The following is a 13,084-nucleotide window of genomic DNA, read 5'->3' on the forward strand; positions in this document are numbered from 1 at the left end:
TTTTAATTATTTTATTTTGGCTATTGACATTTAGGATTTTCAAGGTACAATATTATTGACATAGATGAAAGGATGTGATGATTTATGAAAATCATTATTAGCGGAAAACAACTTAAAATTACAGATGCAATTAAAAATTATACTGAAGAAAAAGTAAGCAAAATTTCTAAGTATTCAGATGCTATCACAGAAATCGATGTTGTTCTAACAGTCGAAGATACCAAGTCTGAAGGTCCTGTTCACAAAGCTGATGGATTAGTTTATGCAAGTGGTACAAAAATAAAAATAGAAGCTGAAAATAAAGACTTATACGCAGCGATTGACGACTTATCTGACAGACTGGAAAGACAAGTTAGAAAATATAAAGAAAAACAAAAAGATTATAATAAAAAAGGTTCTCGTTAATTATAATTTTTAAAAAATATTTTAAAAGTAAAAAAGCGTGATATATAAAAAAAGACTATTTTAGAACTTATCAAGTTTTAGGGTTAGTCTTTTTTATATATTTTATTTAGTAAGAATTAACTGTATTATTTCAACTCCTTTAACTCTTTTAAATCAGGATATACTTCTTTTAATACTGGTATTGATGTTTTATCAATATTTATCATATACCATTTCCCTTCATCTTCAAATATTAAAGTTTCGCTTTTACTTTCTTCAGATTTACCATCGCTTATCTTCAACTGGGAACTAAGCGGTACAATTACGTATGTTCTACCAGAGAAAGTCTGATTTACTCTTGCTTTGCTGAAATCTCTTGTTAATATCAGTTTTCCATCTTCATATTCTTCGGATGCATATTTAGATACTTCTTCTACAAATTCCTTTGCAGTAACTCCGTTGGCTTTTCCTACATGTTCAGCCACTTTTTCTGGAAGCAAATCAAACATATGCTCGTATTGTCCATTTTCTATATATTTTTCATTCTCTTTTACCTTAGCCTCAATTTCGGCTTTATTTTTATCCCAAACTTCCTTTGCCATTTCAGCTTGAACTTTCTTTACATTAACACAATTTTTGTCATTTAATTTTAATTTTCCTGTGCTACATTTCTGCATTGTTTCCTTCAGAAGTTTTTCATCTTTTTTTAAATCATCCGCTGAATTACCTCCACAGCTTAATAATCCAATAAACGCTGTTAAAATCAGCATAGCTTTAACTTTTTTCATAATATTTTTTCTCCTTTACTTTATTCATTTTTTAACTTAATCAAAAATTACTTTCCAATTATCTCTATTTTCATTTGCATCAAAGCACATTCGTATCTGCTCAACTGTAGTTTTATTACTTGCAAGCTCTGGCAATTCATCAATTCCAAAATATCGGCTGTCAATCGTTTCTATATTTTTCTCAAATTTTCCGCTAACATATTTACATAACACAAAAATTTTTGTTATGCCATAAGGAATTGCTTTCCTTTGATTTTTTGTTACATCCAGTAAGGCTACAATCATCTCTGCACTTGCTTCAATTCCAGCTTCCTCCTTAACTTCCTTCAATACATTTGCCCGAACAGAAAGGAATACATCTGCCCAGCCACCTGGCAATGCCCATTTTCCATTGCTCTCCTGAATAAGTAAAATTTTATTGTTCTCAAAAATTGCAGCTCTCGTATCAATCTTAGGTGTCTGATATCCAACTTCATTGCAAAACAGATTTTTCACCTTTTCCACTGAAATATCAGTCTTATGAGCCATCATCTCCGCTGAAATCTCTCTAATTCTCTCAAACCGCTCAATATCGAACTTATCCTTGCCATAAGCCAGTCCTGCCTGAGCCAGACTTTGCAGTTCAATCGCCCATTTCAGCCACTTTTCTTCTTCCTGCTCCCTATCTTTTGTCTCTCCATCTTTCATAAATCATCATCCTCTGCTAAAATTTCTTGCTGTCTACTCTTCAACATCCACTTTTATTACTTCCCTCATAAACATCAAATACAAAAACAAAATTAAAAAAATAACACTAAAAATTGTTCTCAAAAGTGAAAGTTTCGGAAAAACAAAATTATTTATTATTAATTGAAGTATTACCATCATTACCGGTAAACTGACATCTATCCTTACAGAAACCTTTGCCTCTTTTCCCACCACCTTAATTTTCTTCACAACCTTTTTAAGTCCAGTCCTAAATATTGTAACTTCATGCTCCCCTTTTGAAACTTGAATCTCCAAATATTTTTTTCTAAATTCTATCGGATTCCCACCGTCTATTTTTACTCTGTAACCAGTTGTTCCGTTTTTATCGGCATTTTTTTCTTTTATGTTTAGGTTGTTTATTATTAATTTTGGCATTTATTTACCCTTTCTTTTAAATTTATTGCATAATCAGCTGCAAGCCATGTTTGAACTTCATTTTCTACATTTACATTTTCTAGAAAAGAAACTCCAAAACTAAAAATTTGATTCCTTGTTTTTTCAAAAATTACAATTTCAATTCCATTTTCCAAATACTCAACATCAAAATCATTATTATTTCCGTCAACTTCTGCCATAGACAATCCAGAAGTTGTTCCAATTGTTAATTTCCCTCTATTAACTTCAAAAGAGATTGCTTCCAATCTCTCTCCAGTTTCAACAAAACTTTCGTATTCACAATTTGTTTCTAAGATACATTTCAAGAAATGTTTTTTTATCTTATCGGATTTTTCCTTTTTAAATTCATACTTCAATAAATATGTTTCAGTTTTCAAAAAAGATTTAGAATTTTGAATTTTAAAAAAATTAAACTCAACTTCTTTTTTATCCAAAAACATTCGTATATTTCCAAAAGGTGTTTTTAGCATTATATTCTTCCCTTCATTTTTTAAATTTCCTATTCTACACAATATGAATGTTCTCCTAATTCATCTTTCCAATATACTAATGAATAATTATTATTTTCTGCTTTTTCTAATGAAAGTTTTTTTGCTTCTTCTATAATTTTATTAATTTCTTTTTTATCTACTTCTACTAAAATTTTTTCCAAACCTTCTTTTAATTTTCTTCTTTCATTTCCTATATTTTTATCTATTATTTCTAATTCTTTTATTCTTTCTAACATTTCACATAGTTCTATCAATTTATTCCATTTTTTTTCATAATTTTTTATTTCTTCTTTTGTCTTTTTCATATTTATTTCAAAATATTCAGGATTTTCTTGTAATATTAATTTATTTCTTAAAACTAAAATTCTAACTGATAAAATTGAAAAGCAAACCCATAATCTTATATCTAAAGTTTCTGATGTTTTTATCTTAGATTCGAATATTTTCATTTTTTCCCTAAGTTTTTCTTCCCTTTTCTTTTTGTCTTCAGAATCTTTCAAATCTTTTCTTGTCAATTCAAATATTTCATCATATTCTAAAATATTATCCTGTATTAATGTCCAATACATTTCATCTTCCGCTTTTACATTATTTTCAACTACACCAAGTCTTTCTATCATATCAGTTGTAAACTTTTGTGAATAAAAAAATTCATCCTCAATTTCATTTATTATGTCTAAAGAAGAAGAAAAATACCCAATATCATTGGCAATATCCCTTTTTAATAATTTTTGAATACCTATTCCGATTTTTACTATTTCTTGCTCTATTTTACCAAATTGCCAAAGCAACAATAAAGAAGAAGCAATTTGAGTTAATAAAACAGGTAACACTAACCCTGAAGAAATAGGAATAAATGGAGCATGCCCTGCAATTTTTCCACTTTCCATAATTGGGGAACCAAATCCAAATCCTATTTTCATTAAATTATCAACGTTTGTTGTCGCTATGAATAACGGAGTATTGACAGTTCCTAAATAACTTTCTATCCCAGCAGCAGATACTAACGACATCATAACTGTATTCTTTATTTTATTTGCATTTTTAAAGTAATTTCCTGTTTCTGAAAAATTTTTATTAATTTCTTTTAAAAATTCATTCTTTAATTTTCCATTTACGTTTACTAATACCATATTTCCATCTATATTTTCATTTTTTTCAAATGTATATACATTCATATCTTTTTTTTCATTTTCTTCCATAATTACTCTCCTAAATTTTATTTACTTTAAGTATTTTATTATTCTAAAGAATAAGAGTGTTCTCCTAATTCGTCTTTCCAATATATCAAAGAATAATCTTTTTTTTCATTTTCTTCTTCTTTTAAAAATATTTCTGCTTCATTTACAAGACTTTCCATTTCTTGAACATCAATACCATTTAAAATTTTTTCCAAACTATTTTTTAACATTGTTCTTTCTCTTCCAATGTTTCTATCTATTGCTTCAAATTCTTTTATTTTTTCCAACATTCTATACAATTTAATTAATTTTTCCCATTTTTCTTTATAATTCTCCATTCTTTTTTTAGTTTTATTAATATTTTTTTCAGAATATTGAGGATTCTCTTGTAACATTAATTTATTTCTCAAAATCATTATTCTAACTGATAAAATTGAAAAACACAGCCATAATTTTGTATCCAATCTTTCTATTAATTCTACTTTAGAAACAAATACTCCCATTTTTTCCTTAAGCATTCTTTCTCTTTCATTTTTTTTGTTTGAATCCTTAATATCTTTTCTTGTCATTTCATATATTTCATCATATTCTAAAATAACATCTTGTATCAAAATCCATTGCTTTTCATCTTCTTTTCTAACATTATTTTCAACTAAACTTAATCTTGTTATCATATCATTTGTAAATTTTTGTGAATTTAAAAATTCATTTTCAATACTTTCAACTATTTTCAAAGAAGAAGAAAAATAACTTATGTCTTTAGCAATATTTCTTTTTAATAGTTTTTCTATTTCTGTTCCTATTCTTATTAACTCTTTTTCAATTCTTGCCAATCTCCAAAGAAAAAATAATGTTATAGAAATTTGACTAATTACCATTGGAACAAAAAGTGGACCAGAAGAAAACGCAGTTATAGCTCCCACAACACCTCCTATTGCTGCCACTGAGATCATTCCCCAAAATGCAAACTGACTACGAAATTCCGCATCATTCATAGCTATTTCATAATTAATTCCTCTAAGTTGCATTAATTTTTCAGGACTTGTTGTTACTATGAATATAGGAGTTTTTTTTAGACTAAGCTGCTTTTCTGATCCAATTTGAGTTAATAACAATGATATTGGATTAGTTTTTATCTCATTGGCATCTTCAAAATATTTTCCAGTTTTTGCAAAATTCTTTTTAAGATTTTTTAAAAATTTTTCTCGCTCTTCTCCATCAATACTCACTAAAATCATTTTTTCTTTTATAACATCACCTTCACTCTTTATAATTGGATAATAATTGACATCTTTTTTTGATTCATCAATCATAATTTAACCTCCTAAATTTTTATTGTTATTTTTTAACTATTTTAAATTTATAATACTAAACCCCATTTAAACAACGAACTTATTATAAACTTTTTTACCAATGAATAAAGGCCTAACATTTCGAATAATTAAAATATAATTTCGTTTTTTAAACGGGGAATAGTGTATTATATTTTTTAGTCTTCCAAAATTTCTTTTGCAAAACTTCCTTCTTTTTCAGTTCCCAATAAAATTTCCTCAACAGTTGCCGCAATATCAGCAAAAGTTTTTCTAGTTCCAATATTTACATTCTTCTTAACATTTTTACCACAAATCATTATAGGTATATACTCTCTTGTATGGTCTGTTCCTTTGAATGTAGGGTCATTTCCATGATCGGCTGTGATAATCAAGATTTCATCATCTTTCAAGTTTTTCTCAATTTCAGGTAGCCAGTTATCAAATTCGATTAGAGCCTTTACATATCCTTCAACATTTCTTCTATGTCCATAAACAGCATCAAAATCAACTAAGTTAGTGAAAATCAATCCTTTTGTATCTTCCTTCAATGCAGCTATTGTTTTTTTAATTCCATCTAGATTGTCCTGATTAGCTTTTCTGTTATCTGTAATTCCTTTTCCATTGAACAGGTCGCTTGTCTTACCAATTCCGACTACATCAAGTCCAGCTTTTTCCAACCTTTCAAGCATGCTTTCTTTTGGAGGGTCAATAGAGAAGTCGTGTCTGTTCGCAGTTCTCTTAAATTCTCCTACTTTTTTACCAACATAAGGTCTTGCAATTACCCTTGCCACAGGTGATTTCTCATTACAAATTTCAAGTGCAATTTCACACGCTTTGTAAAGTTCTTCCAATGGTATAATTTCTTCATTTGCAGCAATCTGGAATACAGGATCTGCTGAACCGTAAACTATCCAGTTACCTGTTCTAATTTGCTCTTCTCCATATTGATCAATTGCGACAGTTCCTGAAAGTGGCTTGTTTAACATAACTTTTCTTCCAGTTTTTTCTTCAAATTCCTTTATAACCTCATCTGAAAATCCATTTTGGTAGTTTGGAAACGGTCTTTCCAATGGCACTCCGGCAATTTCCCAGTGTCCAGTCGTAGAATCTTTTCCATGTGATACTTCAATAGCTCTTCCATAAGCCCCTTCTACTTTTTCCACAGCTGGAGTCCCTTCAATCTCAGTAATATTTCCAAGCCCCAATTTCCCCATATTAGGCAAACTCATTCCCCCATAAGCTTTAGCCATATTTCCTAAAGTATTTGACCCGCAGTCATCAAATAAATTTGCATCAGGCAATTCTCCTGCTCCAACACTATCCAGTACAATTAATGTAATTCTTTCAATTTTTTTCATTTCTATCTCTCCCTTTCTTTTTTATTTACTGATATTATACCTTTTATGTTTTTTAAAGGCAAATAAATTCCCTGTTTTTTTTATTCATCAGAGCGGTAAACAATCATTAATAAACATTCTTTATACCGTATTATTCCTGCTGAAAAAACATTGTATGCATAAAATTCACTTAAAATAGCTTCATATTTCCTTATCGCTACATAAAAATTTACAGGCTCACCAAACCAATGTGTTATTTGATTGAAAAAACATCTTACATTCCAGTATTGTTGCTTTTTATCTGCTTTATTTTCTAAATTTTCAATTATTTCCTCAACAGTAAATTCTGTTTGCAATTTAATAAATTCAGAAATTCTATCGTAATCAGCTTTTGCTTCATTTTGTTTTATCAATTTTTCATATTTTCTATTTTTTTTGAAAACAATATTCAATTTTTCCAATTTTTTTCTAGTATTATCATCTTTTTTCTCAGATGAACTACTTTCATAATATTGCAATAATTTTTTCTTTATTATTTCATTCAAATCATTATTTTTATCATTGTCAATAAAAAATGTATCAATATATATTGCCGTATATTCAGGACAAACCTTCATTCCATTATTCCAGCACATTGAAACACCTTCAATAAATCCTTCAATGTAATCCCTATTCTTCATTGTGATAATTCCTTTTCAAAATTATGATTTTTTATAAATATTTGTCAAATCATCAAAAACAACTTTCTCATAAATCTCAGCGTCAGTTATAAACATATATCCATCAAAAAGTACTTCATCGTAAGCCCACACACTAAATTGACTAATAGAATATGGCATTATTTCATCAATTGTTAAATTTTGGAAGAAAAAGTTTTCTGTAATAATTCCATTTCTAGCATTTTCTACATCGTACTTAGTTAAGCTATTTCCCAATTTTTGAATAACCTTCTCCAATGAAACAGACAATTTATTCTCTTTTAAACGGCTGTTTGCCATACCTAAATATTTTTTTACAATGCTATTTTTTATTTTGACATCCCATTCTTTTACATTATCAAGAATAAGAGACATCTGTTTTTCCAGTTCCTTATCATAAATTTCAGCTTCTTCCATTGACACATACACTTTTTTCCCAAGCCAGTCAACTTCAAAATCCTCAATATCGCCATTATCATTTACATTAAACGCTATCTTCATTTTCCCTCATTTCTATTTTTACCTAAAATGAATCCCAAAAAATATCATCTCCATTTTCCTCAATATATTTATAAATTTTATCTTCATTTTCAATCAAATCCTCAACTATTTCAGCCACTTTCCGTATTTTTTCCCAGTTTTCCTTAGTATTTCCAAAATAGCGTCCGACATATCCCCCAGCTTCAGGATCAGAATCATAGTCTTCATAAAGTTCTGGATAATTATTCTCCAAATAACTTTCAATTAAAGCCGCCCATCCATGGCCATTTAAATAAGCTTCTTCATTAATTTCAGATACTTTTTCAAAAATTTCATCAAATTTTTTATCATTATTCATTAGGCAAAAGGCTACTTGATCGTTAATGTCATCCTTTATTTCCTGTATTTCTTCTTCTGAAAGTTCCATTCCACTTTTTTTCAAACTTTCAATATATTCCTCAAACCCTTTTTCATCTTGCTCATCAATTGCTACATATTTCATAAATTTCTCCTTCTTTTTTTCATTTTATTTTTAACCAATCTCCAAAAACGCCATGTATGATAAATAATCCAATAATTTCGTTCATTCCTGTAAATCATTATTTTTATAATTTTAATTATCATATTTTTTATAATTTTTAGGCATAACGTTATTTTGAAAATAATAAAAATTAAATTTTACGCTATTAAAATTTGTATTTTCATAATTAATTATTACTTTTTTATCTGTTTCAAAAAAATCATCCATAATATAAATTTCTTTTTTCTTTTCAGAAATTGATATACTATAATTATTGTACCTTTTCATAATATAATCTTTTTTAAAAAATCTTATTACAGTTACTACCAGTAATAATATTATTATTGTAAACAATTTAATCATTAAATTTAAATATCCCCAAGTAATTCCAACTGAAAAAATTACTATTATAAAAAATACTGCAAAACACATCATATAATACTTTTCAAAAATTGAATATTTTACATATAATTTTTCTCCATTCACTTTTTCACGAATTTCTTTTTTTGGATAACCTATTTTCTCCAATAAACATTCCAAAATTTCATCTTTATTTTTTATGTCACAAAAAATATAACTTTTTTTATGATTACTTTCTATTGAAACATCAATTATTAAATTACAGAAATACTTGTAAATATTCATTGAGCTGTCAAAATTTAAAAGAATGTCATACGAGCCTAATATATTTTTTCTCACTGTCAAAGTTTTTATATCATTATATGCAATCGTTTTCTCAAAAAATAGACCTTTTATTTTCACTTCATAATCAGAAAAATCAAATTTCATCTTATTTTTAATAATCATTACCAAAAGAAATCTATATATAAAATAACTTATTCCAATAGCTAAAAAAAATATCCCGGCCTTTTCTTTCTCATTAAATAAAATATCAATTCCTACTAATAAATGTCCTAAAAACATCATCAGAGAAAACATATCCCACATATTAATTTCAAATTTTGAATATTTTATTTCCATATAATTTATCTCCATATTTTACTATTTCTTTCAATACTTTCTCCCTTTCTTTTTTATTTAATTATATCTTTTATCCGTTTTAAAAGCAATTGATTTTAAGATTTTTTATAATACTTCTCTGCAATATCTATTATATCTATGCTTACATCCAGTCCTGTATTCAAATATATTTTATCATCCTTTTTCAAAAATGCTTCCCAAATTTTTCCCGTATTCAAATAAGCCGTGACAATTTCAAAATCATTTTTTAAAATTTTTACTATTTCTCTATTTCTTAGTTTCGATATTTCTTTAAAAAAATTTTCAATATTATCATCTAATTTATCTATATCAACAAAATATATATCATAAAATAATTGTTTTTTATATTCTTCAAATGTATCAAAATATCCTTTAAAATTACTCAATCCTAACCACTGTAACAAAATATCTAAACAAGAAATTTCATCTATTAAACTTATTTCTTCTTTAGACATCAACCTTAATAACTGATGTTCAGTAAATTTTAAAGGTAAATATTTGTAATTGTGTTGATAAATTTTTTCTCGATATGGAACCATCAAAAAATTATTCTCAAATTTTACTATACCTGTATCACATTTATTTTTTATATCCCCATAATTAAATTCAAACATAAACTTATATCGTGCTTCTTCATTACAAGAAATTAATTCATAACAGTATCCATAATAAACAATTTCATTATTTTTCATAATTTGAAGATAATCCTCGTAACAACTATCATAATAATTCTCATCCCAAGTAATTATACTTATATCCATTTTATCTCATCCTGTTTATATTAATTTATTTTTGAATTACCGTAATTTTTTATGATTTTTAAATATTTAAAAATTCAAAATTATTTCTTCCGATACTTTCTCCCTTTTTTCTCTCCAAATGCCTCCAAAATTCCATTTTTCAAAAGTTTATTCAAAAATCTTCTCGCCGTAGAATCCGAAACATTCAAAATTTTTTGAGCCTCACTATTATCAATATAATTATTTTTCTCAAAATACACTTCCAGTATTTTCAGTCTTTGTAGCTCTTTATCAGTCATTTTATCAGTCAAAATATCAGTCATTTTTAAGTCTTTTTTTTCTTTTTTCACAATATTTCTAATTTCTTCTATTATATACAATAGTAAATTTAACAACTTTTCTTCTTTTTTATAATCATTCATTGATATTCTTGCTGGTATTTCAAGACAATATTTTTCTTCCATCAACAAAAATTACAACGAAAAAATGTTCTTATCACACACTTTTTACAATGAAAAATGTAAATATATTACAAAAATTACAACGATACTTTATCATTTTTAAATTTATTAAAAGCCATAAAAACACCTTTCTTTCATTAAATAGTAGCTTTAACAACTCTATTATAATAGAAAATATTTTTTACTTGAAAATTTTGTTTCCGCATAACTTATTTTTAAACCTTACCTGTATTATCATTAATCAATTCCAAATATTCATTTCCCCAATCACATAAAGTTTTTAATACAGGCTCAATAGAACTACCTATGTCAGTTAGAGAATATTCAACTTTTGGAGGAATTTCAGGATAAATAGTTCTTTTTATTATTTTTTTATCTTCAAGTTCTCTCAATTGCTCTGTCAAAGTTTTTGTAGTAATATTTCCCAGGTTTCTTTGCAATTCATTAAATCTGACCACTTTTTTAATATACAAATTCCATAAAATCCTTAATTTCCATTTTCCACTGAGTATGTTTATTCCTAACTCCATTGGACAAGCGTTTGAAACTGCTTCTGTTTTTGACATATTTTTCCTTCCTTTAATAAAGTATCAAAAAAGATACTTTATATCAAAAATGTGCGTACTTGTATTGATTACAAGAGGTATGTTATACTTTATTATATCAAAAATAATAGAAAGATGAAAGAGTGAGAAGATATGATAATAGACAGTCACCAACATTTAATATTGCCAACAGAATTACAAATTGAACAAATGAATAAAGCGGGGGTAGACAAGGCAATACTTTTTACTACAACACCACATCCTGAAAAAGCTAAGACTTTAACTGAATTCAAAAATGCGATGTCAATTTTATTTAAAATTTTAGGAGGAGAAAATTCTCTTGAAAATAATAAAAAAAGATTTAAAAAGGATATTTCTGATTTAATGAAAGTGATAAATAATTATCCTGATAAATTTTATGGCTTTGGAACAGTTCCACTTGGATTATCACTTGAAGAAACTCAAATCTGGATAAAACAATATATTATTGACAATGGATTAAAAGGCATTGGCGAATTTACACCTGGAAATAATGAACAAGTAAGCCAATTGGAAACAATTTTTAAAGCACTAAAACAATATGAGACCTTTCCCATATGGGTTCACACTTTTAATCCAGTCACTCTAAACGGTATAAAAATTCTTGAAAATCTCACAAAAAAATACTCTAAAACACCAGTAATTTTTGGACATATGGGAGGTTATAACTGGATGGAAGTAACAGATTTTGTAAAAAATACGCCAAATGCCTACATTGATTTATCCGCTGCTTTTTCTACACTCGCATTAAAAATGATAATAACAGAAGTTCCTGACAAATGTCTATTTAGTTCTGACGCTCCTTACGGTGATTCATTTTTAAATAAACAAGCAATAGAATATTTAAGTCCATCTAAAAAAATATCAGATAAAATACTTGGAGAGAATATTATAAAATTATTGGGATTAAAATAAATTTTAACAGGGATATTCTTACCATACCCCTATTTATCTTCAAAATTTTTCTACATTGACTAAAAATTTACTCCTGATTTAAAATAAAAAGTTTTTTTAATTTGAATAGGGGCATAAAGATTAAGCTGTGTCTGAAAACTCAAAATCTATGTTATTTTTAATATTTTTTGATTTTAGAAATTATACAAAGTACGATAAAATTAGTATTTGTTATTTTTGAATTTAGAAAAATTTGTTAAAAATTCATCATTTTGAGAGTTTTAAGACATGACCTAATTCAAAAAATCTCAAAATTATTTCCAATAAATTTATTCCACTTCAAAAACCGCCATATACGGCAAATGATCCGACAGCTTTGTCCATTCCTGCGAATCATCATTTATAAAAAAACTTTGCTTAGTTCTGTAATTTGCATATTTTTTTGCCATTATATAATCAATTCTCTGTGTTTCAAGATTCCTGTTTTCAAGATTTGATTTATTTTCCAAGTCCTTGCCTTCAAAATAAGTGTCATTCCAGTTTTCAGTAATTTTACGATAATGCTCTGTCGTTGGCAAAAGGTTAAAATCACCACATAGAAATTTTATATCTCCCTTAAAATAATCTATAACTGTCATCAAATCGTCAATTTGGGTACTTTTTACTGCAGGCTCATAATCCAGATGTGTATTTATAACCAAAATATGTTTTTTATATTTTGAACTGTTAATTTGTGCTGCCAAAACCTGTCTTTTTTCATTTCCAGCAGACGGCAGCTCGTGAACATATATATTTTTCACATCGTATCTTGAAACAAACGCAATTCCAAACTCCCCTTTGTCAAAATCCATTGCCTTTTGAAAATAATAATAATTATACCCAAGTTCAAGTGCAAAATCCTGCGTTACGTCACGAAAATTACTTCTTTTAGTATTTTTATCAACTTCCTGCAATGCAACAAAATCAGGCTTATATTTTTTTATGCTTTTTGCCAATTTCTTACCATCAGCAAGCCTTGCTCCATAAATATTGTAAGTCATTATTCTAAATTCCATTTTTTATTTCCTA

General features: G+C 27.2%; 17 protein-coding genes. 2 read left to right on the forward strand and 15 right to left on the reverse strand.

From position 1 onward, the window contains the following. Positions 1-84: 84 nt before the first annotated feature. Positions 85-405 (forward strand): ribosome hibernation-promoting factor, HPF/YfiA family, encoded by a 321-nt coding sequence (gene hpf / locus FVE77_RS08150; RefSeq protein ID WP_006803647.1) that lies wholly within the window; start codon positions 85-87, stop codon positions 403-405. A gap of 125 nt (positions 406-530) precedes the next feature. Here the strand turns inward: hpf and FVE77_RS08155 are convergent, their stop codons facing one another. The 14 genes from FVE77_RS08155 to FVE77_RS08220 all read right to left on the reverse strand — a co-directional run bounded on the left by FVE77_RS08155 (position 531) and on the right by FVE77_RS08220 (position 11,104). Beyond that, positions 531-1,172, reverse strand: a complete 642-nt coding sequence (locus tag FVE77_RS08155) for an EexN family lipoprotein (RefSeq protein WP_026745996.1) — start codon at positions 1,170-1,172, stop codon at positions 531-533. A 36-nt stretch (positions 1,173-1,208) separates the two neighbouring features. Beyond that, on the reverse strand, positions 1,209-1,859 hold the full coding sequence (locus FVE77_RS08160; RefSeq protein ID WP_036087875.1) for an NUDIX hydrolase: 651 nt from the start codon (positions 1,857-1,859) through the stop codon (positions 1,209-1,211). A gap of 33 nt (positions 1,860-1,892) precedes the next feature. Further along, a complete protein-coding gene (locus tag FVE77_RS08165) occupies positions 1,893-2,294 on the reverse strand; it encodes a hypothetical protein (protein WP_026745994.1) in 402 nt (133 codons plus the stop codon). Then, positions 2,282-2,827, reverse strand: a complete 546-nt coding sequence (locus FVE77_RS08170; RefSeq protein WP_232052901.1) for a hypothetical protein — start codon at positions 2,825-2,827, stop codon at positions 2,282-2,284. The genes FVE77_RS08165 and FVE77_RS08170 overlap by 13 nt, the downstream gene beginning before the upstream one ends. After that, a complete protein-coding gene (locus tag FVE77_RS08175; protein ID WP_026745992.1) occupies positions 2,815-4,008 on the reverse strand; it encodes a hypothetical protein in 1,194 nt (397 codons plus the stop codon). Before FVE77_RS08175 ends, FVE77_RS08170 begins: the two co-directional genes overlap by 13 nt. Positions 4,009-4,046: 38 nt before the next feature. Beyond that, entirely contained in the window at positions 4,047-5,300 is a 1,254-nt protein-coding gene (locus tag FVE77_RS08180; RefSeq protein ID WP_026745991.1) for a hypothetical protein, read from the reverse strand. A gap of 176 nt (positions 5,301-5,476) precedes the next feature. Next, complete coding sequence (locus tag FVE77_RS08185; protein WP_026745990.1) at positions 5,477-6,658, reverse strand: phosphopentomutase; 1,182 nt, start codon at positions 6,656-6,658, stop codon at positions 5,477-5,479. An 80-nt stretch (positions 6,659-6,738) separates the two neighbouring features. After that, positions 6,739-7,317: a hypothetical protein gene (locus FVE77_RS08190; RefSeq protein WP_026745989.1), complete on the reverse strand. Its 579-nt coding sequence runs from the start codon at positions 7,315-7,317 to the stop codon at positions 6,739-6,741. A gap of 21 nt (positions 7,318-7,338) precedes the next feature. Beyond that, entirely contained in the window at positions 7,339-7,836 is a 498-nt protein-coding gene (locus FVE77_RS08195; RefSeq protein WP_232052902.1) for a DUF2262 domain-containing protein, read from the reverse strand. A gap of 22 nt (positions 7,837-7,858) precedes the next feature. After that, positions 7,859-8,317 (reverse strand): immunity 51 family protein, encoded by a 459-nt coding sequence (locus tag FVE77_RS08200; protein ID WP_026745987.1) that lies wholly within the window; start codon positions 8,315-8,317, stop codon positions 7,859-7,861. Positions 8,318-8,428: 111 nt separating this feature from the next. Further along, positions 8,429-9,331, reverse strand: a complete 903-nt coding sequence (locus FVE77_RS08205) for a hypothetical protein (RefSeq protein ID WP_006803633.1) — start codon at positions 9,329-9,331, stop codon at positions 8,429-8,431. Between the two features lie 80 nt (positions 9,332-9,411). Then, the gene (locus tag FVE77_RS08210) at positions 9,412-10,098 is read right to left on the reverse strand and encodes a hypothetical protein (RefSeq protein ID WP_026745985.1); all 687 of its coding nucleotides are present in this window, start codon (positions 10,096-10,098) and stop codon (positions 9,412-9,414) included. Positions 10,099-10,178: 80 nt separating this feature from the next. After that, positions 10,179-10,541, reverse strand: a complete 363-nt coding sequence (locus FVE77_RS12860; protein ID WP_232052982.1) for a winged helix-turn-helix transcriptional regulator — start codon at positions 10,539-10,541, stop codon at positions 10,179-10,181. 212 nt (positions 10,542-10,753) lie between these two features. Next, a complete protein-coding gene (locus tag FVE77_RS08220) occupies positions 10,754-11,104 on the reverse strand; it encodes a winged helix-turn-helix transcriptional regulator (protein ID WP_026745983.1) in 351 nt (116 codons plus the stop codon). Positions 11,105-11,236: 132 nt separating this feature from the next. Between FVE77_RS08220 and FVE77_RS08225 the strand changes: the two genes are divergently transcribed. Then, positions 11,237-12,037 (forward strand): amidohydrolase family protein, encoded by an 801-nt coding sequence (locus FVE77_RS08225; RefSeq protein WP_026745982.1) that lies wholly within the window; start codon positions 11,237-11,239, stop codon positions 12,035-12,037. A gap of 308 nt (positions 12,038-12,345) precedes the next feature. Here FVE77_RS08225 and FVE77_RS08230 read toward each other — a convergent pair whose 3' ends face one another. Continuing rightward, positions 12,346-13,071 (reverse strand): endonuclease/exonuclease/phosphatase family protein, encoded by a 726-nt coding sequence (locus FVE77_RS08230; protein ID WP_026745981.1) that lies wholly within the window; start codon positions 13,069-13,071, stop codon positions 12,346-12,348. Positions 13,072-13,084: the final 13 nt, after the last annotated feature.

Origin of the sequence: Leptotrichia hofstadii (assembly GCF_007990525.1) — a bacterium.
Taxonomy (GTDB): domain Bacteria; phylum Fusobacteriota; class Fusobacteriia; order Fusobacteriales; family Leptotrichiaceae; genus Leptotrichia; species Leptotrichia hofstadii.

Excerpts from the sequence above, each read along its gene's own strand:
- FVE77_RS08155 (WP_026745996.1), bottom strand. The coding sequence starts at position 1,172 with ATGAAAAAAGTTAAAGCTATGCTGATTTTAACAGCGTTTATTGGATTA.
- FVE77_RS08200 (WP_026745987.1), bottom strand. The coding sequence starts at position 8,317 with ATGAAATATGTAGCAATTGATGAGCAAGATGAAAAAGGGTTTGAGGAA.
- FVE77_RS12860 (WP_232052982.1), bottom strand. The coding sequence starts at position 10,541 with ATGGAAGAAAAATATTGTCTTGAAATACCAGCAAGAATATCAATGAAT.
- FVE77_RS08160 (WP_036087875.1), bottom strand. The coding sequence starts at position 1,859 with ATGAAAGATGGAGAGACAAAAGATAGGGAGCAGGAAGAAGAAAAGTGG.
- FVE77_RS08185 (WP_026745990.1), bottom strand. The coding sequence starts at position 6,658 with ATGAAAAAAATTGAAAGAATTACATTAATTGTACTGGATAGTGTTGGA.
- FVE77_RS08190 (WP_026745989.1), bottom strand. The coding sequence starts at position 7,317 with ATGAAGAATAGGGATTACATTGAAGGATTTATTGAAGGTGTTTCAATG.
- FVE77_RS08195 (WP_232052902.1), bottom strand. The coding sequence starts at position 7,836 with ATGAAGATAGCGTTTAATGTAAATGATAATGGCGATATTGAGGATTTT.
- hpf (WP_006803647.1), top strand. The coding sequence starts at position 85 with ATGAAAATCATTATTAGCGGAAAACAACTTAAAATTACAGATGCAATT.
- FVE77_RS08165 (WP_026745994.1), bottom strand. The coding sequence starts at position 2,294 with ATGCCAAAATTAATAATAAACAACCTAAACATAAAAGAAAAAAATGCC.
- FVE77_RS08205 (WP_006803633.1), bottom strand. The coding sequence starts at position 9,331 with ATGGAGATAAATTATATGGAAATAAAATATTCAAAATTTGAAATTAAT.
- FVE77_RS08210 (WP_026745985.1), bottom strand. The coding sequence starts at position 10,098 with ATGGATATAAGTATAATTACTTGGGATGAGAATTATTATGATAGTTGT.
- FVE77_RS08230 (WP_026745981.1), bottom strand. The coding sequence starts at position 13,071 with ATGGAATTTAGAATAATGACTTACAATATTTATGGAGCAAGGCTTGCT.
- FVE77_RS08180 (WP_026745991.1), bottom strand. The coding sequence starts at position 5,300 with ATGATTGATGAATCAAAAAAAGATGTCAATTATTATCCAATTATAAAG.
- FVE77_RS08175 (WP_026745992.1), bottom strand. The coding sequence starts at position 4,008 with ATGGAAGAAAATGAAAAAAAAGATATGAATGTATATACATTTGAAAAA.
- FVE77_RS08220 (WP_026745983.1), bottom strand. The coding sequence starts at position 11,104 with ATGTCAAAAACAGAAGCAGTTTCAAACGCTTGTCCAATGGAGTTAGGA.
- FVE77_RS08225 (WP_026745982.1), top strand. The coding sequence starts at position 11,237 with ATGATAATAGACAGTCACCAACATTTAATATTGCCAACAGAATTACAA.